The sequence below is a fragment of the Lactobacillus sp. M44 genome (assembly GCF_058130005.1).
Map to the genome: position 1 here is coordinate 803,391 of NZ_CM176707.1, position 25,477 is coordinate 828,867.

The following is a 25,477-nucleotide window of genomic DNA, read 5'->3' on the forward strand; positions in this document are numbered from 1 at the left end:
TATGAATACTCCTAAAAACGCAAGTGAAAAGCAATACCAACAAAACTTCGTCAATGAACTAACAAAATATAAATGGGTTGCACCAGAGGAATTAAATGGAAATACTCATAAAGTAACTGTTCAAGATTTAATTAATAATTGGCGCCAGCAGTTAAATAGGATTAATGCAGAAGAATTAGAGCAAGTTGAGCTTACTGATAATGAGTTCAATCAAGTGATGACAAAAGTTAAGAATATCTCTAATAGCTATGAAGCAGCTAAACTATTGTCTATGGAAAATAGTACTGGTAAAATTGATGGAATTTTTCGTGATGACAATCCAAATGTAACAAAAAAGCAAATTACTCTGACTATTTTTAAAAAAGCTGAAGTATCAGGCGGAGATTCAAGCTATCAAATTGCCCGTGAAGTACAAACTGAGCATAATCGTTTTGATATTGTTTTATTAATCAATGGACTTCCATTAATTAATATTGAACAGAAAAGAACTGATAAAAGTATAGATGAAGCATTTGGACAATTCAAACGTTATTATCGTGATGGCGAATATCAAAATAACTTTATGGCTTTTTCGCAAATGATGGTAATTAACTCTGAAATTGAAACTCGTTATTTTGCAACTCCCAAATCAGAAGCCGATTTTAATCCAAGTTTTGTTTTTCATTGGGCAGATTCTAAAAACAATGTTATTAATGAATGGCATCAGATTATTAAGCAATTTTTGAAGATCCCAATGGCACATCAAATGGTAGGTGACTACCTAGTAATTGATGAAGCTAAAGATGAAGAAGATCGACGCCATATGTTAATGCGACCATATCAAGTTCATGCATTGCAAGCAATTGAAGCAGCTGCAATGGGAGAAGACACCAAAAGTCACATCCCACATGGTGGCTTTATTTGGCATACAACAGGATCTGGTAAAACAATTACTAGTTTTAAAACAGCATTATTTTTATCAACACGATTAAAATCATTTAATAAAGTTGTTTTCATGGTTGATCGCAAAGAATTAGATGCTAATACTGCCAAAAGCTTTAAAGCATATTCAGCATATGAATCTGTTGATGTTGATAGTACTGCTTCAACTTATCAATTAAGAAAAAAGCTGGAATCTAAAATAAATAGCATTGTAATAACAACAACTTTTAAATTAGCAAATTTAGTAAAAGACCTTGAAGCTAATAAAAATTATGATCTTGCGGATAAAAAAATAGTCTTTATTATTGATGAAGCTCAAAGAACAACTATGGGTCAGATGATGGGCTTAATTAAGAAATACTTTCATAAGAATGGTCTGTTTTATGGCTTCACTGGGACTCCTTTATTTGAAGAAAATAAAGTTAAAGGCATGATCCATAAACAAGGCAATAAAAGTGAACTAATTAACACTACTGAAAAATTATTTGGACCTGAACTTCATAGATATACTATTGATGAAGCAATTAGAGATGGAAATGTTTTAGGATTCAATGTTGATTACATCAATACGGGCGAATTCAAAAGTTATGATGATTTAAAAGATCAACTGATTCAAAAAGAATTTGGTAAAAAATCAACTCGTATCCAGCAACGTTCAATTCAACAGTTGTCTGATCTTGAAGTTGAAGAAAAAGCTAAAAAAGATGATTTATTAACATATCAAGATGCAACACATATTCCTAGAACTGTAACAGAAATCTTAGAAAATTGGGAAGATCAATCACAAAAAAGACAATTTAATGCTATTTTGACAGTAGCATATAAAGACAGAGTAATTGACTATTACAAAGAAATTCAAAAACAATTAGCTAAAAGAGGTCAGTCTTTAAATGTTGCCATGACTTTCAGTTTTGGTAATGAAAATGATCCTGAAAATACTGTTTCAAATGATATTAAAGAAATGATGTTTCGAGATTATGCAAAATTTACTGGAATTGAATTTACAGTTAATGATAAAACTAATGGCGCAGATGCGTATTTTGAAGATCTAATTGAAAGAACTAAAAAAGGCGGCAGTGGTCGAAACCTAAAGAATATTGATTTGGTAATTGTGGCTGATCAATTATTGACGGGATATGACTCTAAACGGTTAAACACATTATATGTTGACCGTAATTTAGAACTTCAAGGATTAATTCAAGCCTATTCTAGAACTAATCGTATTTTAGGAGAGAGTAAAGAATTTGGCTCTATTATAAACTTCCAGTATCCTGAAATAACTAAACAAGAAGTTATTGAAGCACTAAAATTATATGGTAGTGGTGGAAATTCTAATCGTGTTATAGTTGATGATTATGATGTTGCAGTAAGTAAATTTGCTCAAAAAGTTATAAAGTTAAGATCAACGTTAAAAGATCCTACTGAATGGATACAGCTAAAAGATGATGAAGATAAAAAGAAAGTTTTTATAAATGCTTATCTGAATGCTGCAGGTCAATTGAACAGAGTTTTTCAATATTATTGTTTTAAATGGGATGTTAAAACTTTTGGTATTTCAGAACATGAATGGATGAAATATCAAGGTGCATATAAGAATTTAGGTGATAATGATAATTTATCAAAATCAGATCCAACGATTCATGTTTTACAAGGAAAGACAAAACTTCAAGACACACAAATTATTGATGCGCAACATATTTTAAATCTAATTGACAAAAAGGTGGATAATACTGGAGATAATCAAACTGTAGATCCAGAAACTTTGCGTATTATTTATGAACAAATTCAAGAGTTAAATAGTATGGGAGAAGCACGTACAGCAAATTTAATTAAAAGATTTGTTGAAGAAGAACTGATACCAGGTAAAATTAGCTCAGATATTCAGTTTGATGAAGCCTTTGACGCTTGGAAGAATGAGCTGCGCCAAAAGGATATAGATGTTTTTTCGAAAACTTGGGGATTCGATAAAGATACTGTAGCTGAATCAATTGCAGAATATTCTGTTTCAGATGAAAATATACCCTTAAAAGGTCAAATACTTGAAACTGCTTCTTATGAAAAAGCAACCAAGAAAAATGAATATGGCATATTGGAATATAATATGAAGCTTGGGGAAGTTCTTTCTAAGTGGATAGCAAAAATTAAGAAAAAATATAATTGATTAAACAAGCTTAATTAGGAGCACATTATCGTAGCAAACCATAAAATTGAAACTGAAAATAAAGCATTGAATTCCTTGGTAGTTCTGATTAGCTTTATTGATTACAAATTGATTTATAGCAACTATTTCTGGTTGAGTTAAGTAGATCATTCGTTCTTTAGTCGCTTCATTAACTCTTTATTCTCATTGAAAAGTTGGTCAATCATGTTCATGGCATTTTTGCTTTTTTTAAAAAAATTTGATTTACCTTTTAAATGTAACGTATTACTACCTCGAAACTACATATTAGTATAATGTAATTACGATACTTAATAAAAAGATTATGGTAATTAATCGATTAATATAAAAGGATACTTTTTTATATCAAACTTTTCAATCGATCCTTTTCCGCTTGACTAGCAAATGCGGCATTAACTGAATTAAGATATAGCGTTTTTTCTTCGTCAGATGTCAAGTTAATAGCATTTTCTAACAACTTATATTCTTTAGGCAAGCTAGTATTAGACACGGTCATATCATCTGAATTGAGCGTCACTTTCATCCCCATATTAAGCAAATCTTTAATAGGGTACGAATTAATTTTATTAAAAGCCTTAGTATCTAAATTAGAACTTGCACAACATTCAAGTGTAATATTGCGATCGATTATTTCTTGTTCTAATTCAGGATCTTCAACACATCTAATTCCATGGCCAATTCTTTTTGTTCCCATAGCTAGAGCTTGACGAATTGAAGCAGATCCTGCAGCTTCTCCTGCATGGATAGTGTAGGGAATATTTAGTTCTTGAGCGCGATCAAAGAACTTTTTGTATTTAATATTTGGAATAATACCTTCAGGTCCTGCTAAGTCGATTCCAACTACACCATGGTTCAAAAACTGCCCAGCCAATTCAACTGTTTCCATGTTTTCTTTTTGATTATTGGCATAGCGCATTAAACATAGTATTAAACCTGCATGAAGATCTGGAGTATCATCTTTTTTTGCACTTTGATCAGCTAGAAAGTCATTTAATCCAGAGATTGCTGCTTCGATGACTTGTTTTTGAATTAGAGTTTCAGTGTGAATTTGCGGAGCGAATCTAATTTCTGCATAAACTAAACCTTGTTGTTTTAACTCTACTAATAAATCATAGACAATCGTTTTAATATCGTGTTTTGTTTGCATTAATTTATTTGGTAAAGCAAATTTGGTTAAAAACTGATCTAAACTGGCACAACTTTTATCCACAAATAATTCTTGAGTAAGCTGTGTGTCAGTGTAAGTTAAATTATGTTCTTTCAGTAATTTTTGTACAGTATTTACTGGAACTGAGCCGTCGAGGTGTAAATGGAGGTCGATATAATGTTTCATGGTGTCCTTTCAAAAAATAAAATTAAATTGAAAGTATTTTACCACCAAAAACAAAAGTATGGTTAATAAAAAAGCTCGAAAAGATTTAATGTGTGTATTAATATAATTAGATAGCTAATTGAGATTTATTTGTGTTATAAACTACTAGATGTTTTACCATAATATTTCTTCTATTTTATTTGTGATAGTACATTTATTACGCATACATATTTGTCTTTTCACAATACTGATTAAGTGTGATACAATATTGTTTGTAACGAATCAAGGATTTCCGTTATGAGAACATAAACTCAAAAAGCTACATCTGTGCTGAGATGTAGCTTTATTTTTTCACTTAGTATAGTTCAAGCGTGAGTGCTGAATCTAACCATAATTTTAACGATGGTAGTGATTATTCAGCAAGTAATCAAATATTCCCACTATAAGTGGAGCGACCACCGTTTCAAGGATTTCCTTGAACATAACCTTCACCTCCTTTCAGGGGAGGATCATAAAGGCCAGACTTAATAAGTATACCAGTAAAATTAATGTGTAAAAAGCGAACAGCTAAAAAGCGTTATTCAATTAACAAATTTCTGGTAAAGTAATTCAAAAAATGATATGATTATCAAGTATTGATATCAAAAATATAGGTGGTGTAACATATAATGGCTGAAAATATAATTCTTGCTTGTACCGAATGTGGTGACAGAGATTATTTAACTAAGAAGAATAAGCGCAAGCATCCAGAACGTTTAACTTTGAAGAAATATTGCCCACGTGAAAGACACGTGACACTTCACCGTGAAACTAAGTAATTAAAGACAACAGGTTTTACCTGTTGTTTTTTCATATATAAAGCCAAAAAGCTATGGATAAAAAAGAATTTCGAAAAAAGCAAATTGCTAGAATTAAAGCCTTTGGTCAAACTGATACTAAAAAATTAGAAGATACGCAGCTAACTAAGCATTTTTTTAAGCAAGTTGATTTATCCAATATCAAAAAAGTTGGTATTACCATTTCAATGCCATATGAAGTAGATACTAGTAGGCTCATTATTATGTTACAAAAAATGGGTAAAAAAACTTATCTACCTAAAACTAATCCAGATAGATCAATGAACTTTTATGAATATAATAAAGATACTGAATTAAAACTATCTAAATTTGGTGTAATGGAAATAGTTAATCCAACTAATCTTGAGAATAATTTGGATTTAGTTATTGTTCCAGGGGTTGCATTTAGTGAAAGTGGACATCAACGAGTTGGCTTTGGTGGTGGTTATTATGATAGATTTTTAGCAAAATATGATCTAAAAACAGTGACTTTAGCAAACACGGCAATGAAATATAAGGATCCTATTTGGTCAATAGAGTCAACAGATGTTCCAATAGACCAAATAATTTTTGCAAATTAAATAAAGGATATAAATTATGCAATCGAGATTTAATTATCGTCAATCTTATATGACGATGCTCATATTAGTTGTATTATTTGTGGTATTCATTTTTGAAACTCTGAATGGTGGATCTGAAAATACTGCAACTTTGCTCAAAATGGGAGCTATGAATAATCTAGCTGTTGCTCAAGGTCAATGGTGGAGGTTATTTACGGCACAATTTTTGCATATTGGGATTATGCATATTGCTTCAAATGCAGTTATGGTCTTATATATGGGGCAATATATTGAACCATTAATCGGGCATTTTAGATTTTTGATAATTTATTTATTATCAGGAATTGGTGGTAACTTATTAAGTTTTGCTTTAGGCAATGACAATAATTTAAGTGCAGGTGCGTCAACTGCTTTATTTGGACTGTTTGGTGCGATGATTGCGATAGGATTAGCTAACAGAAATTATCCAGCAATTTCATTTTTATCAAGGCAAGCATTTGCACTGGCATTTATTAACTTAGCCCTAGATATATTTATGCCAAGCATTGATATTTTAGGCCACTTAGGGGGGCTAATTGCAGGATATTTATTAACTGTAATAATTGGCTCAAATAAATTAAGAAATTATAATACTATGTGGCGAATTGCCGCATTAGTTATACTAGTTATTTATACATTATGGACGATGAGGACAGGTATGGTGATAACTAACTGATGAAAAATTTATATGATGTAGAGCAGCTTTTAAAAAGGTTTAATATTTTTGTTTATGTTGGCAAAAGAAAATGGGATATTGAACTCATGGCGTTGGAATTAGATAATTTGAATCATGCTGGAGTTTTGACTCATAAAGAATATATGACTGCTAAGTTGATATTGCGACATGAACATGAAATTGAAGTTGCAAATGAAAAAAATTCAGAAAAGCGTTATCATTAAAGAGCTAAATAAATTAAGGAGTTGTTGTTTGTGGTTAACCAAATCATTTACATTATTGATATAGTATTATTGGTAATCTTACTAGGCTTTGTGGTCAACTGGGCTTGGAACAAAATTCAAGAAAAACGCTACGGCGGAAACTTGACGAATGAGCAATTTAAAGCAGGGATGCGTAAAGCTCAAATTATTGATGTTAGAGAAAGTGCAGAATTTAAGAAAAAGCACATTGATGGTGCAAGAAACATCCCATCAACTATGTTTAAATACCAATACAGTGAAATTCGTCCAGATTTACCTGTGTATATTTATTCTGATTCTAAAGCAATTACCTTGCGTGCAGTAAAAGTGTTGAAAAAGCATGATTATCCTAAAGTATTTTGGCTAACAGATGGCTTTGAAAAATGGGATGGGCGCACTAAGGTATCCAAATACTAAAATAAAAAAAGATTAATGATCTTCGTTTTTACACGTTGATACATTAATCTTTTTTGTTAGCTATTTAATTAAAACTTAGCCAAAGCGCCCATTGGATCCCATGGCAATAATTCAATAGGATTTTTAGTGCCTTCATCAAATGCCTTTTTCAAATCATTACTAAAGAATTTTTTGTTAATGACAGCTTGATATACAAAGTCATTGAACCAATCATCACTCATCACAAAGTATCCTTTAAATCCAGGCTTATCACCCCATGAATTTTCGATCTTCCATCTAGTTGGTTTTCCTTCAACTAAATCAACTCCAGTAATAACCATTGCGTGATCCATCATGCTTTCACCTGAATCAAGTTTTTGGGCTTTAGTCATTGAAAAGTCTACATCAAATAATTGGCTGCGTTGGTACAACTTAGTATCTAATAATCCAGCTTGTCTTTCTGAATCCTTAACAACATTAGAACCAAACCAAACAACTTCACCAGCTGATAGTTGCTTAATGATCATTTCTTTCATTTCATCAATTGGCAAGTTTAAGTGACGCACTTGACGACCATTAACAACATTACCTAGGTATTCAACAGAAAATACTTTGTGATATGGCTTGTCTGCAGTTGGTGCATTAATTGTTGAGATCATATCAGATAAATTCCAGCCGACATATTTTTTGAAAAATTCTTGTGGAGTAATATCTGCATCACGGTGATATACTTTGTCATCATCGCGGTATTCAAAGTCAAATTTAGTAGGTGGTACACCTAATGAAATTGCTAGAATGCGGTATACATCTTCTAACATCTTATTTTTGCGTTCTTGAATATCTTGTGCAGATTTACCATCTTGAACTAATTTACGTAGTTCTAGTCCATCTTTTCTAAGCAAAGTATTCAAAGTATCATTTAATTGACTTGAATTTTGTGAGCTAGCAGTTTCTGGATAAACATATTTTGGAACAATCCCATATTTTTCAATTAAACCACATAACATGTCCCATTGACCACCATCTTGTTGAGGAGTTGCAAACAAAAATGCAACTTTACGATCACCTAGCTCTTGGTTGGCAGTTTCGATTACATTTTCAAAGAACCAGTTAGACTTTTCAAATTTGTCCCAAAAGTTGGTGTAGTTTTGAGATAATTCAAATCCCTTGATCTTGAAGTTCTTTTGTAAATCATGGCGCATAGTGTTTAAAGCAGAAAACATCCAGCAACGACCAGATTGTTTTTGGTTAGAAACTTTACCAGTATCAATTTCAATTGAAAAGACAGGATCTAGATCAATTTTAGTTTCTCTGTTTTCACTTGCTTTAAAAATCCCATTGGTTTGGGTAGCATTTGCGGCAATTTGAGCTGATTTATCAGCAGATAATGCTTTAGTGAACTTTGCGATTTCGCTAGTTGTAATTTCTTTTGTCATATTTTTTTAATCCTCCTTAAACGGTTACATATATAGTAACTTAAATTAATTTTTGAGTCTATGTATTTGAATACCAGACACTTTTTACTAACTCAGGATTATTTTTAAAATATTGCAGTGAGGTAGGACCTAGTGGCCAAATTTTTAGTTGGTGATGTTTGGCAAAGTCAATTACTTGATTAAACAAGTCATTTGTTAAATCAGTTTTTACTTTTGGATTAATAAAGATATGATCTAAAACCATTACTCTCTGATTATTTTTATTAATTATGTTATAGTGCAAACGATAAGCAAGTTGGTTATTGATATTTTTTTCAAAACTTTGGTTTTCTTTTGACCAAATAAACATGTTAATGACCTTTCTATTAAATGGATTTCTGTATTAATTATACAAACGTATTGATATTTTTGTAATAAGAAAAAGTGTAAAATAAATAAGTTGCCAAAGGAGAAGTTGAAGATGAGGACAAGAGGATTTGAAGTTTGTAGTAAGTATCAAAGAGCTGGAATTAATTTACCTAAAAGACAAACTATAACAAGTGCAGGTTATGATCTAGAAGCTGCTGAAGATACTGTGATTCCTAGTATTTGGCGACTTAATTTTGTGAGAATTTTTCGTTTAATTAGAAATGGTCATCAATTAAATGAACGTGATTTAGAATTAGCTGAGCAAATTTTAAAACCAATCTTAGTCCATACTGGAATAAAAGTATATATGCCAGAAGATGAAGTGGTGATTTTAGCTAATAGATCATCAAATACTTTTTTGAGAAATTTAAGTTTGCCAAATGGGGTAGGGGTAATTGATGCAGATTATTACAACAATCCTGAAAATGAAGGTGAATTGATGATGCAAATTGTCAATTATGGTGTTCGTTCAATTCATATTCATAAAGGTGATCGTATTGGACAAGCAATATTTATGAAATATTATAAAACAGATGATGATGAACCAATTAATCGAGTTCGTAAATCAGGATTTGGTTCAACTAAAATGAAAGGTGATGTGGATGGCGAGAATACAGACTAGATATAAGTGTAAAAATTGTGGATATATTTCTGCAAGTTATCTGGGAAGATGTCCTAATTGTGGGGCTTGGAATCAATTTGAAAAAGAAACTCAGCAAGTTCAAAAAACTTCAACTAAGGCTACTGCAAGTAGATTAATTCAAAAAAAAGGTGCTAATGAGCCAGTTAAACTAGATGAAGTTGAAGCCAAAAAAGAAGATAGAGTTGTAACTAAATTTAATGAGCTAAACAGAGTTTTAGGTGGAGGGATTGTTCCAGGATCATTAGTTTTAATTGGTGGTGATCCAGGAATTGGAAAATCCACATTAATGCTGCAAATTATGAGTGACTTAGCTAATGATCACAAAGTTTTATATGTATCTGGAGAAGAATCTGCATCCCAAATTAAAATTCGCGCTGAAAGATTACATATAGGTAACTCCCCTATGCTTTTGTATCCAGAAACAAATATGCAAGACATTCGCGATCAAATAGATGAAGTGAAGCCAGAATTTGTTGTAATTGATTCAATTCAGACAATGAATGAACCAACAGTTGATTCAGTAGTTGGCAGTGCATCTCAAGTGCGAGAAGTAACAAATGAATTAATGAAAATTGCCAAAAATGAACAGATAACTATTTTCGTAATTGGTCATGTAACTAAAGAAGGCTCAATTGCAGGACCAAAAATTATGGAACATATGGTGGATACTGTTTTGTATTTTGAAGGTGATGAACATCATTCATATCGCATTATGCACGCTGTTAAAAACCGCTTTGGTGCAGCTAATGAAATTGGTATGTTTGAAATGCAGACAAGTGGATTGCAAGAAGTAACTAATCCATCAGCGATTTTTTTAGATGAAAGATTGCCCCAGTCAACAGGATCTGCGGTTGTAGTTTCACTAGAAGGAACTAGGCCAATATTAAATGAAGTCCAAGCTTTAGTGACACCAACAGCATTTGGCTATGCAAAAAGAACTACTTCTGGAATTGATTATAATAAAGTGGCTTTATTGCTTGCAGTATTAGAAAAGCGGGGCAACTTGATGTTGCAAAATCAAGATGCATTTTTGAAAGCAACTGGTGGGATTAAATTAAATGAACCAGCAATCGACTTAGCAATAATTGCAGCAGTTGCATCAAGTTATAAAAATAAAGAAATTGCTCCAACAGATTGTTTTGTAGGAGAAGTCGGCTTAACAGGGGAAGTTCGCAGGGTGAACAAGATAGAAGCCAGAATTAATGAAGCTCAACAGATTGGTTTTAAGAGAATTTTTATTCCTCGACATAATATGCAAGCAAAATATAAGGATTTAGATATTGAAGTTATTCCAGTTGCTAGTGTACCGCAGTTATTAAAATTGGTTTTTAACTAATAATTAATTGAACTTTTCCTATATTACGGGTAAACTAGATTCGTTAATAAATACATTGAAAGAAGCATAAATTAAATGGCTAAACAAAAAATTAGGGTACGTTACGCACCAAGTCCAACAGGACACTTACATATCGGAAATGCAAGAACTGCTTTATTTAACTACTTATTTGCAAGACACAATAAGGGTACTTTAGTTTTAAGAATTGAAGATACTGATACTGCACGCAATGTTGAAGGTGGAGCTCGTTCTCAAATGGATAACTTACACTGGCTTGGCATCGACTGGGATGAAGGTCCTGATGTTGGCGGTAAATATGGCCCATACAAACAATCAGAGCGTAAAGATATCTACAACAAATACATCAAACAATTACTTGATGAAAATAAAGCATATTATTCATACAAAACTGAAGAGCAACTTGAAGCAGAACGTGAAGAACAACGTGCTATGGGCGTTGCACCACATTATGTATATGAATATGCTGATATGACTCCAGATGAAATTAAGCAAAAACAAGCTGAATATGAAGCACAAGGGTTAAAACCTGTTGTTAGAATTCGAATTCCTAAAGGTGAGACTTTAGCTTGGAAAGATATTGTTAAAGGTGATATTAGTTTTGACAGTGATACAATTGGTGGCGATTTCGTTATTCAAAAACGAGATGGAATGCCTACATATAACTTCGCTGTTGTAATTGATGATCATTTGATGGAGATTACTCATGTTTTACGAGGCGATGACCATATAGCTAATACTCCTAAGCAATTAGTAGTTTATGAAGCATTTGGCTGGCAACCACCACAATTTGGTCATATGACTTTAATTATTAACTCAGCTACTGGTAAAAAATTATCCAAGCGTGATGAATCAGTATTGCAATTTATTGAACAATACCGTGATTTAGGTTACTTACCTGATGCAATGTTCAACTTCATTGCATTGCTTGGTTGGTCACCAGTAGGTGAAAATGAAATCTTTTCAAAGCGTGAATTGATTAAAGAATTTGATCCTAATAGATTATCAAAATCACCTGCTGCATTTGATGAGAAAAAACTTGAATGGGTAAATAACCAATACGTAAAAACTGCTAATCGTGACACCTTACTTGACCTTGCATTAAACAACTTACAAGAAGCTGGAGTGGTTGAAAAAGATCCAACACCTGAAAAGATGGAATGGGTCCGTCAATTAGTTAATATTTATTCAGTTCAAATGTCTTATACTCAACAAATTGTTGAATTTTCTAAGATCTTTTTCAAAGAAGCTGAAAACTTAAGTGATACTGAATTTGAAGAGTTAAGAAATGATGATGCTCGTAAAGTTGTTGAAGAGTTTAGTAAGCAACTAGAAAAGATACCTCGCTTTACTGCAGTTCAAATCATGAATGCTATTATGGTAACTCGTCGTGAAACTGGTGTAAAAGGACGTAAGTTATTTATGCCAATTAGAATTGCAACAACTCGTTCAATGGTAGGCCCTGGAATTGGTGAAGCGATTGAATTAATGGGCAGTGAGCGTGTTCAAAAACACCTTGCATTAACTCTAAAACAAATGGCTGAAAATGGACTTTAAAGTTTTGTTTTAAAATAAAGAACCTAGTGTCTGTAGGTTCTTATTTTTTTGCTAAAATATATATTACAAGGGGGCATTAATTGTGAAAATTTATAATACCTTAACTAGAACAAAAGAAGAATTTAAGCCAATAAATCCAGGACATATTGGAATGTATGTCTGTGGACCTACTGTTTATAACTATATTCATATTGGAAATGCACGTAGCAGTGTCGCATTTGATACAATTAGACGTTATTTTGAATATAAGGGCTATGATGTAAAATATGTCTCAAATTTCACTGATGTTGATGACAAAATGATAAATGAAGCACGACAAGAACATACTAGTGTTCCTGCATTAGCTGAAAAATATATTGCTGCATTTTTAGAAGATACTAATGCATTAAATATTGAACCTGCAACGCTGCATCCAAGAGCAACCCATGAAATTAAAGAAATTATTGCTTTTGTACAAGATTTAATTGATAAAGGTTATGCATATGTGGTAGATCATGATGTGTATTATCACACTAAAAAATTTAAAAAATATGGGGAATTAAGCCATCAAAATATTGCTGAACTAGAAGAAGGGGCTTCTGAGCATGTTAATGAAGAACAACAAGAGCAAAAAGAAGATCCGATAGATTTTGCTTTATGGAAAGGGCAAAAAGAACCTGATGAAATTGCTTGGGATTCTCCTTGGGGCAAAGGTAGACCTGGTTGGCATATTGAGTGTTCTGAAATGAGTACCAGATATTTAGGGGATACTTTTGATATTCATGGTGGTGGCCAAGATTTAATTTTCCCTCATCATGAAAATGAAATTGCCCAAAGTGAACCGAAAACTGGCAAAAAATTTGTTAATTATTGGATGCATAATGGTTTTGTGACTGTTGGGCAAAAAGAAACCAAAATGTCTAAATCATTGCACAATTTTGTAACAGTACATGAATTATTAAAGACAGTTGATCCCCAAGTCTTGCGCTTATTCATGGCAAGTGTACAATATCGCAATCCAATTAATTATTCTGAAGAAAACCTAGCTCAAACTAAGGTTATTTTGGATCGATTCAAGACAACTTGGCGTCTTACTAATGAGCGAATAAATGATGATAGTAAATCACAAGCTGACAATAATTTACAAGCTCAAATTACTGAAACTAAAAAGCAATTTGAACTAGCAATGGATGATGACTTTAATGTTCAAAATGCACTGAGTGCTATTTATAAATTATTGCCAATAGTTAATACTAACGCTGGCCAAAATAATGCTGATAAGACTGCATTGCATGAATTTATGACATTATTTGACCAATGGTTAACAATTTTTGGAATTAATACAAGTGATTTCATAAAAGATAGTGATGATGAACAAATAATCCTAGACTTAATTAAAAAACGTGATCAAGCTCGAAAAAATAAAGATTGGGCAGCAAGTGATCAAATTCGTGATCAATTAAAAAAGATGGGGATTACAATTGAAGATACAGCACATGGAACGAGGTGGCTACGTGATTAAAAAATTAACTGAAACTGATTTTGATCCAAATACTTTAAGTGGTCAGACTTTGGCATATTTAGGGGATGCAGTGTATGAAGTATATATCCGCAGACATTTAATTAAAAGTGGAATTGTACGGCCTAATTCTCTACAAAAAATTGCAACACACTATGTATCAGCTAAAGCTCAAGCTGGATTAATTACTCGAATGCAAGAGCTGGAAATGCTTATGTCAGATGAATTAGTTATTTTTAAACGCGGACGTAACGCTAAAAGTTATACACATGCAAAAAATACTAAGCTTGCAACGTACAAGTTATCCACAGGTTTTGAAGCAGTTTTTGGTTATTTAGATCTTGCAAATAGAAATGATCGAATAAAAGAGTTAGTAAAATGGTGCATTGAAACAGTAGAAAATGGGGATTTAGAATCATATGAGTTCGAATAATTCAGAGTTTGTGTTTGGTAGACATGCTAGCCTAGATTTTTTAAAAACACAGCCTGCACAAAAAATTAACAAGATTTTTTTGCAAAATGGAGTTCAAGAAAGTTTTGCAAATCAAATCTATGCTTTGACTCAAAAAAAGCATATTGTTGTTCAAAATGCTCCCAAAAATAAGCTAGATCAACTAGTGGATCGCCAAAACCACCAAGGGATTGTATTAGCAGTAGCTAGTTTTGAATATGCAGAATTAGATCAATTGTTAATGAAATTTGATAAAGAAAATAAAGAGCCTTTTTTGTTAATGCTTGATTCAATTGAAGATCCACATAACTTAGGCTCGATTTTGCGAACAGCTGATGCTACTGGTGTCGATGCAATTATTATTCCAAAAAGAAGGGCAACTGGATTGACTTCTGTTGTTGCTAAGACTTCTACTGGGGCAATTGATCATGTTCCCGTAGCTAGAGTGAATAACTTAGTTCAAACAGCTAAAATCTTGAAAGAAAAAGGTTATTGGTTATTTGGTACTCAAATGGCAGGACAAGACTATAGGACTTGGAATGCCAATGGCAAAACAGTTTTAGTTATTGGTAATGAAGGTAGTGGAATTAGCCCACTATTGTTAAAACAAATGGATCAAACTTTAACTATTCCTATGATTGGTCATGTTCAATCATTGAATGCATCAGTTGCTACAGGGGTATTGTTATACCAGATGTACAACAGTCGACACCCATTTGTTCGCAAAAGTGATACAAACTAGCCTAATTTGTTCGTTTAAACTTATGTTCGCTAAAAAAATATGTAACTCTCTTTTAGTCTTTAGTTAAAAGATTTAAAAGGGAGTTTTTTAATGGACAAAAAAGATAAAGAATTAATTCAAAAAATAAAGGCAGGCGATGAAATTGCATTAAGTGAACTATTTTTTAAGTATGAACCAATGGTAAATGCTGCTTGCAAGCGATTTATAAGTAAAACTTTAGAGCGAACAGATTTATTACAAGAAGCATTTTTAATATGTTATCAGACAGTGATGGTGTTCGACTTTGAAAGAACCGATAATTTTGGTGCTTTTTATAAAATGAACTTAATTAATCGCTTTAGAACAATGTTTCGTTTAAGTTTTGCATATAAGAGACTTAGTAATCTGTATTCAGTATCATTTGATGATTACAAAAATACAATTAAAGCAATACATACTGGAGAATATATGATAACTAACGTAGATTTTGAAGAGTATTTAGATAACTTGTCAAAACTTGAAACCAAGGTACTTAAATATTATATGAACGATATTGATAATGGCTTATCAGACCATACTAAAAGTGTTATTAGTACAGCCAAAAAACGAGCAAAGAAGAAACTAATGGAGCATCTTTTTTATAAATAAAACTGTGTAATTTTAATATGATTAGCATTAAATTAAAAAAATATCATTTATTTCTTGATTTATAATAATTAATTGGACTATAATCTAAGAAATTAAGAAATTGATGAGGTGAAAATGCTATGAAGAAATTAAAACTATTTTGTTCGATGATTGCCGTTTCAAGTGTGGCTCTTACTCTAGCTGCGTGTGGTAGTAATCAGTCGAGTTCTCAGGTACCGCATTTTAAAACAACAGTGCCTAAAAAAGCAATAAAGCAAGGTGGAAAAGTTTCAGTAGCTCTAGAATCGGATACTCCAATTACGGGATATTTTAGTGAAGAGTTTGTTGAAAGCCAACCCGATGTACAGGCAATGCAATTTGGTTGTGAATCTTTATTTAAAACCGATAACCATTATAAATATATTGATGGCGGTGCTGCAAATATCAAGGTAAATAAAAATGCTAAGACTGTAACAATTACTATTAATCCAAAAGTAAAATGGTCAGATGGTAAACCCTTAGTTGCAAAAGATATTGAGTATGCATATGAAATGCTGGGTAATAAAGATTCTAAAACTACGCTTTATACAGGGAGTCTGCAAACTTTAGTTGGAATGAAAGAATACCATGACGGAAGCGCCAAGACAATCTCTGGAATTGATATGCCTGACGGTGATAATGGACGCAAAGTAGTTTTACATTATCTTCAAATGAAACCTGCAATGCTTCAAGCAGGAAATGGTTATATTTGGGAAAGTGCTGCACCATATCATTATTTAAAAGATGTACCATTTAAAGATTTATTAGCTAGTGATAAAATCAGAAAACAGCCACTATTTTTTGGACCATATAAAGTTAAGAACATGGTTCGTGGTCAATCGATTACCTGGGTGCCAAATGAATATTACTATAAAGGCAAGCCTAAGTTAGATCAAATTACAATTACAGTTATTAATCCCAACACAGTGACTCAAGCAATTAACAGTCAAAAATTTGATGTTGCCGACGTTATCAACTCGCAATGGAAAAATGTCAAGAATGCTAAAAATACTAACTTTGTTGCACATATTCCATTAGAATATAACTATTTAGGATTCAAAGTGGGTAAATGGGATGCCAAAAAAGGCGAAAATGTGATGAATCCTAATGCTAAGATGAATAATCGTGCTTTAAGACAAGCAATTGCATATGGAATGAATGTAAATCAAGTTTATAAACGTTATACATCTGGATTAACGTTTAGAGTTCCAACACTGATTCCAGCACAATTTGGCAGTTACTTTGATAAAAATGATAAAGGATATGATTTTAATATTAAAAAAGGTAACGAAATTTTAGATAAAGCAGGATTTAAAAAGAAGGGAACATATAGAACTCTACCTGACGGTAAGCCGTTAGTAATTAACTTAGCTGCTAAATCAAAGGATTCTACAACTGATCCAGTTATTAGAAATTATATTCAGCAATGGAAGAAAATGGGATTAAATGTCAAATTGGTTGGAGGACGTTTGATGGAATTTAACTCATTTTATGATAAGTTGGCAAAAGATGATCCAGGTATTGATATGTACTTTGCTGGATGGGCATTATCAACAGAGCCAACACCAGATGATGAATATGGAGTAAAGGCTCCTTGGAACTATAGCCGTTTTGTAACTAAAGAAAATAATAAATTACTTGAACAGATGAATTCTTTGAAAGCTTTTGACAACAAATATCGTGTGCAAAAATTCCATGAATGGCAAACTTATATGAACAAAGAAGCTTACATTGTTCCAGTAGATAATCATTATGCAATTATGGCTGTTAACAAAAAGCTAACAGGGTATTCACTTGATCCAGATAAAAGCGATGGTAATAGCTTCCCTGACTGGTACAATGTTGGTTATGCAAAATAAATAAATTACTTTTAGTACCTATAAAAATTAAAAATAAGTAGTAAAATAAGTGTGTAAAGTTTTTATAGGAGGTCTTTTAAGATGGCAAATGATATTATGAAAACAGCATTGTTGGATCGTCACATGAAAGAAGTCTTTGACTGGAGTGATTCTGAAACACCAGTTAGAGATGCCCTTTGGGACTACTTTATGGAAAAAAATGGTAGAAATACCATTGAAACTGAAGAAGCTTTGGCTCCATTTTTGAGCTACTCTGACGATCAGATTAAAGATTTTGTCAATGAAAATCTTAAGAAGTAATGTCATATAAATAATTTTACGCACGGTGGTCACGCAATATTTGGCTACCAAAAAAGGAACATTCAATTGTGAATGCTCCTTTTTTAATATTGTCGATTTAACATTTTATTAGTTAATTGCTTAATTTGATTTGTAGTTTCATTATCAGGAAAGCTCTTTTCTAAAATTTTAAGAGCTTGCTGGGTGTACTTGTCAGCTAAAATTTGTGCTTGTTCAACTCCGCCTAATTCGACAACCAATTGCTGAATCTGAAGTAATTCATCATTAGTTAAATCTTTTCCTTTATGGATTAAATTATGCAATTTTTTTGTATGATCATTTTGCAAGGCAAAAATTAATGGTCCTGAATAAACTCCATCTTTTACATCTAATAAGACAGGCTTTTTTAGTTGATCAGTAGAAACTGTATAGTCTAAAATATCATCTTTTAATTGGAATGTTTGTCCTAATAGTTCACCAAATTTTTTGGCTTTTAATGCAGTAGTTAGTTTGTTATTAGTTTCAAATAGACCAATGAAACAAGAAAAGCCAAATAAAACTGCGGTTTTGCCCTTAATCTGGTTCAGATATTGTTTAATAGTGATATTTTCGTTATATGTGTTGTTATATTGTTCAGTCTCTCCAACTAAGATATCTTGCATTGCTTTACTATCAGCTTTTACACTGTCCATAATATTTGTATTGCTGCTCAATAATGTTAAAGATACCGCAAACAAATAATCACCAGCATACACTGCAACATGCTTACCATATTTTGCATAAATTGATTCTTGACCATGTCTGAGAGTTGATTCATCAATAATATCATCATGAATTAAAGTGGCATTATGCAACATCTCAGTGGAAGCGGCAATATTTAATAAGTTAGATTTTTTTGCAGAATATTGAGATCCTAATTCTCCAAATAATAAAATTAATGCAGGTCGCAGCATTTTACCTGGACTTGCAAAATTATAGCGTAAGGCTTCACCTAAATTACTTTTAACAGGTTTTATTTGATTAATTATAATTTGATGTATGTCAATTAAATCTTGTTGGAGATCTGGATATTGATCCCAAAAAGAAAAATATTGTTTTTGATTTGAAAAGAGATTGTTAAACATGTGTCTTGCTTCTACTTAATACTTAATATTTACTATCAAAAGTATACCATTAACTAAAAGATCAATCGAGCCAGTTATTTAGAAATATATTGTGTTAATATACTCTGTTAACTTTTTCACATTATGGTAAAATAGTAATGTTAAGGAGGAAAAGTCATGTTTGCTACTATCTTTTATTGGGTTGTTGTATGTGCGGCAACTTTATGGGGACTATGGTCTTTAGTTTGGTCAATAGTATATTTAAGTAAGCGCGAAAACGGCAACTTATGGATTTTTGCAATCATTAATTTAATCAGCAGTATTGTATTGGGATTAATTTATTGGATATATACTTCGCAAGATTATCAATGGTATTGGTTCGCATCCAAGCGAGCTGATATAGGCTGGATTGCATATATCTTTATTGCATATTTAATTTTAGTGGTATTCCAGTTTGTTACAGGTTTTACCAGAAAAGCAAAAAATGCATAATTAACTATTAAAAATGCTTGGTTCATTTTGTTGAATCAAGCTTTTTCATTCTAAGAGGAGTAATTTGTGTCAATCAAAAAATATTTCAAATTCGTTGAAATTCAGACTTCTGCATTATCATTATTTGGCTTTGCACTAAGTGCTGTATTTATTTACTATTATTTAGGACATTGGAATTTATTAAATGCTGTAGTATTTTTTATTGCAGAAATGATTATGGATAATATGATTACAGGGATTAACAATGTGATGGATTATATTATGGCAAAAGATGAAAAGTCCAGAAATGATAGTGTTATTGTTAAAGAGCATCTTTCTTTGAAAGTGGTATTTACATATATCATTGTTTTAATGGCAATCTCAGCTATTATGGGTGTTTGGTTATGTTATAAGACTAATTGGCTTTTATTTTTTATGGGTGGGTTATTATTTTTGATTGTTGGATCATACACTTCAGGTCCATTTCCAATATCGCGAATGCCAATAGGAGAATTTGTTTCTGGAATTGCCCAAGGATTTGGAGTGCCATTTTTGTTTGCTTATGTTAATGATAATTTTAAGCAGATGGCTACGCTTAATTTCTATCGAGCTAATCATAATTGGAACTTCACATTAGTTGGATCATTAACTATTATTGTTGCCTTTATTTTATTGTGTTATCCTTCAATGACTTTGACTGCAAATGTAATGCTAGCAAATAACATGTCCGATGAAAAACAAGATAAATTAAATGAAAGATATACTTTACCTGTAGTATTTGGTATGAAAAAGGCCGCAACAATGTATAAAATATTTGCATATTCACAATATGTTTCAATTATTTTGATGGTTATTTTGAAAATGGCACCAATTTTATATTTATTAACTTTGTTAACTTTTCCTAAGGTGAGAAAAAATGTTAATGCCTTTGTCGCAAATCCTGTGAAAAACAAAACTTTTCCTACAGCTTTAGAAAATTACCGAATAGTTGTAGGGATGCAAACAATTACAATGCTTATTGGTGCATTATTACATTTTTAGTCAAAAAAATAAGGATTAGTAATTAAATCCTTATTGTATCAATAATAGTATTTATTGTTTCTTCATCAAAATGATCTTTTAAATATTGAGTTGCTTGAGTTAATTGATTATTATCTAATAATTTTCCAAATTCTCGAGCTTGATTTAATCGCTTGGAGGATAAATTTCCGCTGTAAGCACCAAGAAAACATGCTAATTCATATAGTGTGTTTTCTTTTTTAGTTGAAAAAGTATTAGCATTTTTTGCCAAAACAGTTTGTAAGTCATAAATATTATCTTTTAAATATTGTGTTTGGTGAATATTTTGTTCAAATAGCTCTAATGAAATGACAAATAAATAGTCTCCAGCATAAATAGCCAATTGGGTATCTAATTTATTACAATTATCTAACTCATTATGCAGTTGAATACCAAAATGAAATAATTCAATTGCTACTGCTAGATTAATAACCTCTTTAGTAAGTTTATTTTGACCTAATTGATTAAATAAAATTACTAATTTACTATGCAATCCAGGCTTAAATGATGAAAATTTGCTTTTTAGAAATTTTTGTAAAGTTCTTGGAATATGACTGTTAACACTAAAGACAGTTTTTTGAACTTGAGAATCAATAGGTCGCAAGTCTATTTTGTTATTCATAAATTGCGACCTTTCAAGTTAAATAAATATTTGCCAGAAAAATCAAGTTTTGCGATATGTTGTAAAAATGTTTTTGCAACTAATCCAATTGCTGATCCAGCTATAATACCAAACACAGTTAGAATAGGTAAATAAAGCATGACAGTATTTGTATTAGCAATTAAACTGGCAACTAATAATTGTCCCAGATTGTGGAAAACAGCTCCTGCAATTGAGATGCCGACTATGCTGATAAGATTAATTTTATATAGATATAATAATAATTCCATGATTAATAGACTTAACATTGATCCTGCAAAAGCATAAACAAAAGTAGTAGCACCACCGCTAATGAGGGATGTCAGGATTAATCTAATTAAAGTTAATAATAAACAATCGTTAAAAGGTAAACTAAATATCGCAAATAAAGTTACTATTTGACTTAATCCAATTTTAGCACCAGGTGCAAAAGCAAAGATTGGTGGTAGCATCGCCTCAATTAGCCCCAAGATAATTCCTTGACTGCATAAGATACCTATAAAAATTGTGCGTTGTAGTTTTAAATCTTTTTTCATTACGGATTTACCAAAGTATGATCAAAAGTGTCTTTTGATTTCTTTTTAGTTGGAGTAGATTGAGTATGATTATTATTATTATTTTTCAACTCAATAATTAATTGATGTGGTAAACAGACAATAGTTTGACCTGGTTTATTTTTCCAACCTTCATGTACACAGACTTGATCTGGACAGTTTGCTTCTTCAATATGGATTCGATGGTTTTGTACAACAATAGTATTAGTTTCCGATCCATCGCGATATGTCCATTTTGCATCTTGTGATAAATTAAATGTTTTTACTGTTTTATGCTTTGCTTTAACGACAGCAATAACTGTATTTGAAGAATACTTAGGGGTTAAATAATATATTGGTAAAAAGCTTAAACCAAGCAAAATAATAATAATTAAAATATCGCCAAACTTGATAGTCTTGTGTTTTGCCATAGAAATTTCAACTCCAATAAAAAAGGCACTATAAGTTGTTATACACGCTTATAGACCTTTTTACTATATGATTAATCAATAATTAATTTTTATGTCCATTTTTATCGACGTAATATATCGGCCGCATGACTCCATATCTAGCTTTACCTAATTTTCTTTCAAGCCAAGGTACAAACCACATATCTAATCCAAATGATCTACCAGAGCCATTCATAACTGCAATAGCAGCAAAGAACATCCAAACATTAACCCAATAATTCATCCCTGATAAACAAAAGATTGCGATAAATGCTGCGCTTAAACCACCTGCTAAGAATGTACAAAAACCAACTACTAAACATAACCCAATTAAGATTTCTACAATGGTCATACCTTTTTGAACAGCTAAGGCAACATCTTTATTAGGTATCATAACTCTAGTAATTGATTGCATCCAATGAGGCATTTGATCAAATACTGGCATTGGTGAGTGACCATAGTCATAGTTGAGGGAAAATCTTGCAGCATTTGTAGTTGCAGCAGCTGATTTAACACTCGCGCTACTAGTGACAGCTTTAGAACTAGCACCACTAGTTGCTTGAATTAACCATGGAAATTGCAATTGCAATTTATTAGTAAACCAAGAATCAGGTCCTTGAATTTTGTACCAACAATCAACTAACCACATCATTCCCAAAAAGATACGCATTGGAACTGTCCACAAAACATTTCCATAGCGATTTAAGTTGCCTCGCCATAAGGTAGGGCGCTTAATTCTGAACCATTCATTCATCAAAAAGTGGAATAAATAGTAACCTGAGTAGATTTGCACTAGATATAGCATGTCTACTAAATCTTTCATCAAGATTGCAAAAAAGCCACTTAAATGGAAGGTATTAACTAATGATGCAACACCCCATGCAGGCCCTAATGACACCATAAATCCTGAATAGGTTCCTTTAAATGGAACTAAACTAGATCCATTAATTTGAGCTAAAATATTTTTAAATGCACATTTACCAGCAGATTCTGCACCTTGAACTACTTGTGGTTCCCCACGTCCTGAACCATTTTCATCATATAAGGCAACATCTCCGATGATATATACATGATCATCATCTGGCAATTGAGAATATTTATTAACAATAATTCTGCCCGCACGCCCTGTTTCAAAGCCAAATTGTTTAGCACTGTCAACTGCTTTAACACCAGCTGTCCAAATTAATGTTCTAGTTGGAAAAGTTGAGCCGTCTTTTAAGTCAATATGATCTTCATGAACACCAACAACACCTGTATTAACTTTAATTGAAACACCATGTTTTGTTAGATATTTTTCAGCTTTATTTGCATCTGATCTATCTAACATGTTCATCACAGTTGGAGCCATTTCCATCATGGTAATTTTAATTTCATCAGGATCTAAACTATATTTTTTAGCCAAATCGCTACGCCATGAATTAAGTTCACCAGCCATTTCAGTACCAGTAAATCCAGTACCAACAATTACGAAGTTTAAATATTGTGCGCGAATCTTTTCATCACGTTGTTTAGAGCCGACTTTTACCATTTCATCAATATGGAATTTTAAAGCTTCAGCTTCATCTAAGTTACCTAGGGTAAAGCCATATTCTTTAACTCCAGCTGTTCCAAAGTCATTTGGTTGAGAACCAATTGCTAAAACTGTGTAGTCATATGGATATGAACCATTTTTACCAATAACTTGATGCTTTTCACGATCAATTTTAGTGATCTCATCTGTTACTACATCAACATTTTTTCTTCTAGAAAAAAGCCTTTGTAAATCATATTTTAAACTATTTGGTTCAACTCGATTAGCTGCAACTTCATGTAGTGAAGTCATCATAGTCATATACGGGTTTTTATCAATTAATGTGATTTTTATGTCATTACGCTTTTTTAATTTTTTGGCAAGGTGTTTAGCAGTATACAAACCACCAAAACCACCACCAATAATGACAATATTAGTTTGTCCCATTTTTGTGCCCCTTCTTGTGCAAAATAGTCTGGTGTTATTGATCAGACCAACAAAACAATTATACAAAACAAAGGTATTAAAGTCTATCTCTTCACAAATTAAAATCAAATAATAAAAGTAGTAAAAAATAGAGCAAAACTGTATTTATATATTTTAGGAACCGATTGCAATAACAAATGTGTTATTCTATAATAAATTTATGTGATCTAATGAACTAGATTATTATTGTAAATGAACTTTAGTTAGGACAGGTAATTAGAGATATGAAAATCAGAAAAGTAATTTATAGCGTTTCAGCAGTTGCATTGTCGGCATTGATGTTATCAGCATGTACTACATCTTCAAAAAGTAGTAATTCTTCATCTTCTTCATCAACATCAAAAGTAGCTAAAAAATCAACTCCTAAAAAACAAAACAAGCAAGTTGCAGGAGCTGCTTTAAAAGATGGTACATATAACTTGGAAGAAAAAAATTATGACCATGGATACAAAGTTAAGTTATCAATGACTGTTAAAGATGGAAAAATTGCTGATACTAAATATGACCAAATAAATAAAGATGGCAAGTCAAAGACTAAAGATACTAGTTATGAAAAGCAAATGAAGAAAGTTACTAAGACTGGACCTAAAGAATATATTCCTGAATTAGAAAAGGAATTCAAAGACAATGGTTCTAACGTTAGTGCAATTCAAGTAGTGTCAGGTGCAACTGAAAGTTCAAACACTTTCAAAAATTATGCTAACCAATTAATTCAAGCCGCACAAGCTGGTGATACTAAGACAATCATGATTGATAATGGTGCCAAAATGAAAGATGGTACATACAAACTTGAAGAAAAGAATTATTCACATGGTTATCGTCAAGTTTATACTTTAGTTATTAAAGACGGTAAAGTTTCAGATTTGAAATATGATCAAGTAAATAAAGAAGGCAAGTCAAAGACTAAAGATTCTAGCTATGAAAAACAAATGAAGAAAGTTGAAAAAGTCGGTCCTAAAGAATATATCCCTCAACTAGAAAAAGAATTTAAATCAGCTAATGGTGATTTAAGTAAAGTTCAAGTAGTATCAGGTGCAACTGATTCATCTGAAACATTTTTAATGTACGTTGCAGAATTAATGAATGCCGCACAAGCTGGAAATACTAAGCCAATCGAAGTAGACAATATCGTTTACTCAGATTAATTACCGTAAAAATAAGCAGCTCTTAATGCTGCTTTTTTGCTTTATGGA

26 protein-coding genes are annotated in these 25,477 nt (G+C 31.8%); 18 read left to right on the forward strand and 8 right to left on the reverse strand.

Translation table 11 applies throughout. The features are described 5' to 3' along the window. Nucleotide 1: 1 nt before the first annotated feature. A complete protein-coding gene (locus AC38BG_RS03960) occupies nucleotides 2-3,082 on the forward strand; it encodes a type I restriction endonuclease subunit R (protein WP_489936574.1) in 3,081 nt (1,026 codons plus the stop codon). Nucleotides 3,083-3,440: 358 nt separating this feature from the next. On the opposite strand, the gene add is transcribed toward AC38BG_RS03960, so the two are convergent. Then, nucleotides 3,441-4,433 carry an adenosine deaminase gene (gene add / locus AC38BG_RS03965; protein ID WP_489936575.1) on the reverse strand — a complete coding sequence of 331 codons (993 nt, stop codon included), beginning with the start codon at nucleotides 4,431-4,433 and terminating at the stop codon, nucleotides 3,441-3,443. A 647-nt stretch (nucleotides 4,434-5,080) separates the two neighbouring features. Between add and rpmG the strand changes: the two genes are divergently transcribed. Genes rpmG through AC38BG_RS03990 form a run of 5 tightly spaced genes read left to right on the forward strand, consistent with a single transcriptional unit; the run spans nucleotide 5,081 to nucleotide 7,182 of the window. Next, entirely contained in the window at nucleotides 5,081-5,230 is a 150-nt protein-coding gene (gene rpmG, locus AC38BG_RS03970; protein ID WP_489936576.1) for a 50S ribosomal protein L33, read from the forward strand. Nucleotides 5,231-5,283: 53 nt separating this feature from the next. Beyond that, nucleotides 5,284-5,829, forward strand: a complete 546-nt coding sequence (locus AC38BG_RS03975) for a 5-formyltetrahydrofolate cyclo-ligase (protein WP_489936577.1) — start codon at nucleotides 5,284-5,286, stop codon at nucleotides 5,827-5,829. Nucleotides 5,830-5,845: 16 nt separating this feature from the next. Then, a complete protein-coding gene (locus AC38BG_RS03980; RefSeq protein ID WP_489936578.1) occupies nucleotides 5,846-6,523 on the forward strand; it encodes a rhomboid family intramembrane serine protease in 678 nt (225 codons plus the stop codon). Next, nucleotides 6,523-6,747: a YqgQ family protein gene (locus AC38BG_RS03985; protein ID WP_489936579.1), complete on the forward strand. Its 225-nt coding sequence runs from the start codon at nucleotides 6,523-6,525 to the stop codon at nucleotides 6,745-6,747. The genes AC38BG_RS03980 and AC38BG_RS03985 overlap by 1 nt, the downstream gene beginning before the upstream one ends. Nucleotides 6,748-6,777: 30 nt before the next feature. Further along, nucleotides 6,778-7,182, forward strand: coding sequence for a rhodanese-like domain-containing protein (locus tag AC38BG_RS03990; protein WP_489936580.1), 405 nt, complete (start codon nucleotides 6,778-6,780; stop codon nucleotides 7,180-7,182). A gap of 68 nt (nucleotides 7,183-7,250) precedes the next feature. Here AC38BG_RS03990 and pepC read toward each other — a convergent pair whose 3' ends face one another. Further along, nucleotides 7,251-8,597, reverse strand: coding sequence for an aminopeptidase C (gene pepC / locus AC38BG_RS03995; protein WP_489936581.1), 1,347 nt, complete (start codon nucleotides 8,595-8,597; stop codon nucleotides 7,251-7,253). A gap of 58 nt (nucleotides 8,598-8,655) precedes the next feature. Continuing rightward, nucleotides 8,656-8,946 carry a GNAT family N-acetyltransferase gene (locus tag AC38BG_RS04000; RefSeq protein WP_489936582.1) on the reverse strand — a complete coding sequence of 97 codons (291 nt, stop codon included), beginning with the start codon at nucleotides 8,944-8,946 and terminating at the stop codon, nucleotides 8,656-8,658. Nucleotides 8,947-9,057: 111 nt separating this feature from the next. On the opposite strand from AC38BG_RS04000, the gene AC38BG_RS04005 reads away from it, so the two are divergent. From AC38BG_RS04005 to AC38BG_RS04045, 9 genes are all read left to right on the forward strand, one after another. Further along, nucleotides 9,058-9,627 (forward strand): dCTP deaminase/dUTPase family protein, encoded by a 570-nt coding sequence (locus tag AC38BG_RS04005; protein ID WP_489936583.1) that lies wholly within the window; start codon nucleotides 9,058-9,060, stop codon nucleotides 9,625-9,627. Further along, nucleotides 9,608-10,984, forward strand: coding sequence for a DNA repair protein RadA (gene radA / locus AC38BG_RS04010; protein WP_489936584.1), 1,377 nt, complete (start codon nucleotides 9,608-9,610; stop codon nucleotides 10,982-10,984). The genes AC38BG_RS04005 and radA overlap by 20 nt, the downstream gene beginning before the upstream one ends. A 75-nt stretch (nucleotides 10,985-11,059) precedes the next feature. After that, nucleotides 11,060-12,559: a glutamate--tRNA ligase gene (gene gltX, locus AC38BG_RS04015; protein ID WP_489936585.1), complete on the forward strand. Its 1,500-nt coding sequence runs from the start codon at nucleotides 11,060-11,062 to the stop codon at nucleotides 12,557-12,559. Nucleotides 12,560-12,641: 82 nt separating this feature from the next. Then, on the forward strand, nucleotides 12,642-14,060 hold the full coding sequence (cysS, locus tag AC38BG_RS04020) for a cysteine--tRNA ligase (protein ID WP_489936586.1): 1,419 nt from the start codon (nucleotides 12,642-12,644) through the stop codon (nucleotides 14,058-14,060). Next, nucleotides 14,056-14,490: a Mini-ribonuclease 3 gene (locus tag AC38BG_RS04025; protein ID WP_489937838.1), complete on the forward strand. Its 435-nt coding sequence runs from the start codon at nucleotides 14,056-14,058 to the stop codon at nucleotides 14,488-14,490. The genes cysS and AC38BG_RS04025 overlap by 5 nt, the downstream gene beginning before the upstream one ends. Then, nucleotides 14,477-15,250 (forward strand): 23S rRNA (guanosine(2251)-2'-O)-methyltransferase RlmB, encoded by a 774-nt coding sequence (rlmB, locus tag AC38BG_RS04030; protein ID WP_489936587.1) that lies wholly within the window; start codon nucleotides 14,477-14,479, stop codon nucleotides 15,248-15,250. Before AC38BG_RS04025 ends, rlmB begins: the two co-directional genes overlap by 14 nt. 90 nt (nucleotides 15,251-15,340) lie before the next feature. Then, nucleotides 15,341-15,877: a sigma factor gene (locus AC38BG_RS04035; RefSeq protein ID WP_489936588.1), complete on the forward strand. Its 537-nt coding sequence runs from the start codon at nucleotides 15,341-15,343 to the stop codon at nucleotides 15,875-15,877. Nucleotides 15,878-15,996: 119 nt separating this feature from the next. Next, entirely contained in the window at nucleotides 15,997-17,754 is a 1,758-nt protein-coding gene (locus tag AC38BG_RS04040) for an oligopeptide ABC transporter substrate-binding protein (RefSeq protein WP_489936589.1), read from the forward strand. A gap of 81 nt (nucleotides 17,755-17,835) precedes the next feature. After that, nucleotides 17,836-18,054, forward strand: coding sequence for a P8 family protein (locus tag AC38BG_RS04045; RefSeq protein WP_489936590.1), 219 nt, complete (start codon nucleotides 17,836-17,838; stop codon nucleotides 18,052-18,054). A gap of 83 nt (nucleotides 18,055-18,137) precedes the next feature. Here the strand turns inward: AC38BG_RS04045 and AC38BG_RS04050 are convergent, their stop codons facing one another. Then, complete coding sequence (locus tag AC38BG_RS04050; RefSeq protein ID WP_489936591.1) at nucleotides 18,138-19,157, reverse strand: polyprenyl synthetase family protein; 1,020 nt, start codon at nucleotides 19,155-19,157, stop codon at nucleotides 18,138-18,140. A 156-nt stretch (nucleotides 19,158-19,313) separates the two neighbouring features. Between AC38BG_RS04050 and AC38BG_RS04055 the strand changes: the two genes are divergently transcribed. Then, a complete protein-coding gene (locus AC38BG_RS04055) occupies nucleotides 19,314-19,628 on the forward strand; it encodes a hypothetical protein (protein ID WP_489936592.1) in 315 nt (104 codons plus the stop codon). A 66-nt stretch (nucleotides 19,629-19,694) separates the two neighbouring features. Beyond that, a complete protein-coding gene (locus tag AC38BG_RS04060; protein ID WP_489936593.1) occupies nucleotides 19,695-20,648 on the forward strand; it encodes a UbiA family prenyltransferase in 954 nt (317 codons plus the stop codon). 22 nt (nucleotides 20,649-20,670) lie between these two features. Here the strand turns inward: AC38BG_RS04060 and AC38BG_RS04065 are convergent, their stop codons facing one another. The 4 genes from AC38BG_RS04065 to AC38BG_RS04080 all read right to left on the reverse strand — a co-directional run bounded on the left by AC38BG_RS04065 (nucleotide 20,671) and on the right by AC38BG_RS04080 (nucleotide 24,245). Continuing rightward, entirely contained in the window at nucleotides 20,671-21,288 is a 618-nt protein-coding gene (locus AC38BG_RS04065) for a polyprenyl synthetase family protein (protein ID WP_489936594.1), read from the reverse strand. Then, nucleotides 21,285-21,842 carry a Gx transporter family protein gene (locus AC38BG_RS04070; RefSeq protein WP_489936595.1) on the reverse strand — a complete coding sequence of 186 codons (558 nt, stop codon included), beginning with the start codon at nucleotides 21,840-21,842 and terminating at the stop codon, nucleotides 21,285-21,287. The genes AC38BG_RS04065 and AC38BG_RS04070 overlap by 4 nt, the downstream gene beginning before the upstream one ends. Further along, complete coding sequence (locus tag AC38BG_RS04075; protein ID WP_489936596.1) at nucleotides 21,842-22,270, reverse strand: NusG domain II-containing protein; 429 nt, start codon at nucleotides 22,268-22,270, stop codon at nucleotides 21,842-21,844. Before AC38BG_RS04075 ends, AC38BG_RS04070 begins: the two co-directional genes overlap by 1 nt. 82 nt (nucleotides 22,271-22,352) lie before the next feature. Then, nucleotides 22,353-24,245, reverse strand: coding sequence for an NAD(P)/FAD-dependent oxidoreductase (locus AC38BG_RS04080; protein ID WP_489936597.1), 1,893 nt, complete (start codon nucleotides 24,243-24,245; stop codon nucleotides 22,353-22,355). A gap of 263 nt (nucleotides 24,246-24,508) precedes the next feature. On the opposite strand from AC38BG_RS04080, the gene pplA reads away from it, so the two are divergent. After that, the gene (pplA, locus tag AC38BG_RS04085) at nucleotides 24,509-25,429 is read left to right on the forward strand and encodes an extracellular electron transfer flavoprotein PplA (protein ID WP_489936598.1); all 921 of its coding nucleotides are present in this window, start codon (nucleotides 24,509-24,511) and stop codon (nucleotides 25,427-25,429) included. Nucleotides 25,430-25,477 lie beyond the last annotated feature (48 nt).

Excerpts from the sequence above, each read along its gene's own strand:
- AC38BG_RS03960 (WP_489936574.1), top strand. The coding sequence starts at position 2 with ATGAATACTCCTAAAAACGCAAGTGAAAAGCAATACCAACAAAACTTC.
- add (WP_489936575.1), bottom strand. The coding sequence starts at position 4,433 with ATGAAACATTATATCGACCTCCATTTACACCTCGACGGCTCAGTTCCA.
- rpmG (WP_489936576.1), top strand. The coding sequence starts at position 5,081 with ATGGCTGAAAATATAATTCTTGCTTGTACCGAATGTGGTGACAGAGAT.
- AC38BG_RS03975 (WP_489936577.1), top strand. The coding sequence starts at position 5,284 with ATGGATAAAAAAGAATTTCGAAAAAAGCAAATTGCTAGAATTAAAGCC.
- AC38BG_RS03980 (WP_489936578.1), top strand. The coding sequence starts at position 5,846 with ATGCAATCGAGATTTAATTATCGTCAATCTTATATGACGATGCTCATA.
- AC38BG_RS03985 (WP_489936579.1), top strand. The coding sequence starts at position 6,523 with ATGAAAAATTTATATGATGTAGAGCAGCTTTTAAAAAGGTTTAATATT.
- pepC (WP_489936581.1), bottom strand. The coding sequence starts at position 8,597 with ATGACAAAAGAAATTACAACTAGCGAAATCGCAAAGTTCACTAAAGCA.
- AC38BG_RS04000 (WP_489936582.1), bottom strand. The coding sequence starts at position 8,946 with ATGTTTATTTGGTCAAAAGAAAACCAAAGTTTTGAAAAAAATATCAAT.
- AC38BG_RS04005 (WP_489936583.1), top strand. The coding sequence starts at position 9,058 with ATGAGGACAAGAGGATTTGAAGTTTGTAGTAAGTATCAAAGAGCTGGA.
- radA (WP_489936584.1), top strand. The coding sequence starts at position 9,608 with ATGGCGAGAATACAGACTAGATATAAGTGTAAAAATTGTGGATATATT.
- gltX (WP_489936585.1), top strand. The coding sequence starts at position 11,060 with ATGGCTAAACAAAAAATTAGGGTACGTTACGCACCAAGTCCAACAGGA.
- rlmB (WP_489936587.1), top strand. The coding sequence starts at position 14,477 with ATGAGTTCGAATAATTCAGAGTTTGTGTTTGGTAGACATGCTAGCCTA.
- AC38BG_RS04035 (WP_489936588.1), top strand. The coding sequence starts at position 15,341 with ATGGACAAAAAAGATAAAGAATTAATTCAAAAAATAAAGGCAGGCGAT.
- AC38BG_RS04040 (WP_489936589.1), top strand. The coding sequence starts at position 15,997 with ATGAAGAAATTAAAACTATTTTGTTCGATGATTGCCGTTTCAAGTGTG.
- AC38BG_RS04045 (WP_489936590.1), top strand. The coding sequence starts at position 17,836 with ATGGCAAATGATATTATGAAAACAGCATTGTTGGATCGTCACATGAAA.
- AC38BG_RS04050 (WP_489936591.1), bottom strand. The coding sequence starts at position 19,157 with ATGTTTAACAATCTCTTTTCAAATCAAAAACAATATTTTTCTTTTTGG.
- AC38BG_RS04055 (WP_489936592.1), top strand. The coding sequence starts at position 19,314 with ATGTTTGCTACTATCTTTTATTGGGTTGTTGTATGTGCGGCAACTTTA.
- AC38BG_RS04065 (WP_489936594.1), bottom strand. The coding sequence starts at position 21,288 with ATGAATAACAAAATAGACTTGCGACCTATTGATTCTCAAGTTCAAAAA.
- AC38BG_RS04070 (WP_489936595.1), bottom strand. The coding sequence starts at position 21,842 with ATGAAAAAAGATTTAAAACTACAACGCACAATTTTTATAGGTATCTTA.
- AC38BG_RS04075 (WP_489936596.1), bottom strand. The coding sequence starts at position 22,270 with ATGGCAAAACACAAGACTATCAAGTTTGGCGATATTTTAATTATTATT.
- AC38BG_RS04080 (WP_489936597.1), bottom strand. The coding sequence starts at position 24,245 with ATGGGACAAACTAATATTGTCATTATTGGTGGTGGTTTTGGTGGTTTG.
- pplA (WP_489936598.1), top strand. The coding sequence starts at position 24,509 with ATGAAAATCAGAAAAGTAATTTATAGCGTTTCAGCAGTTGCATTGTCG.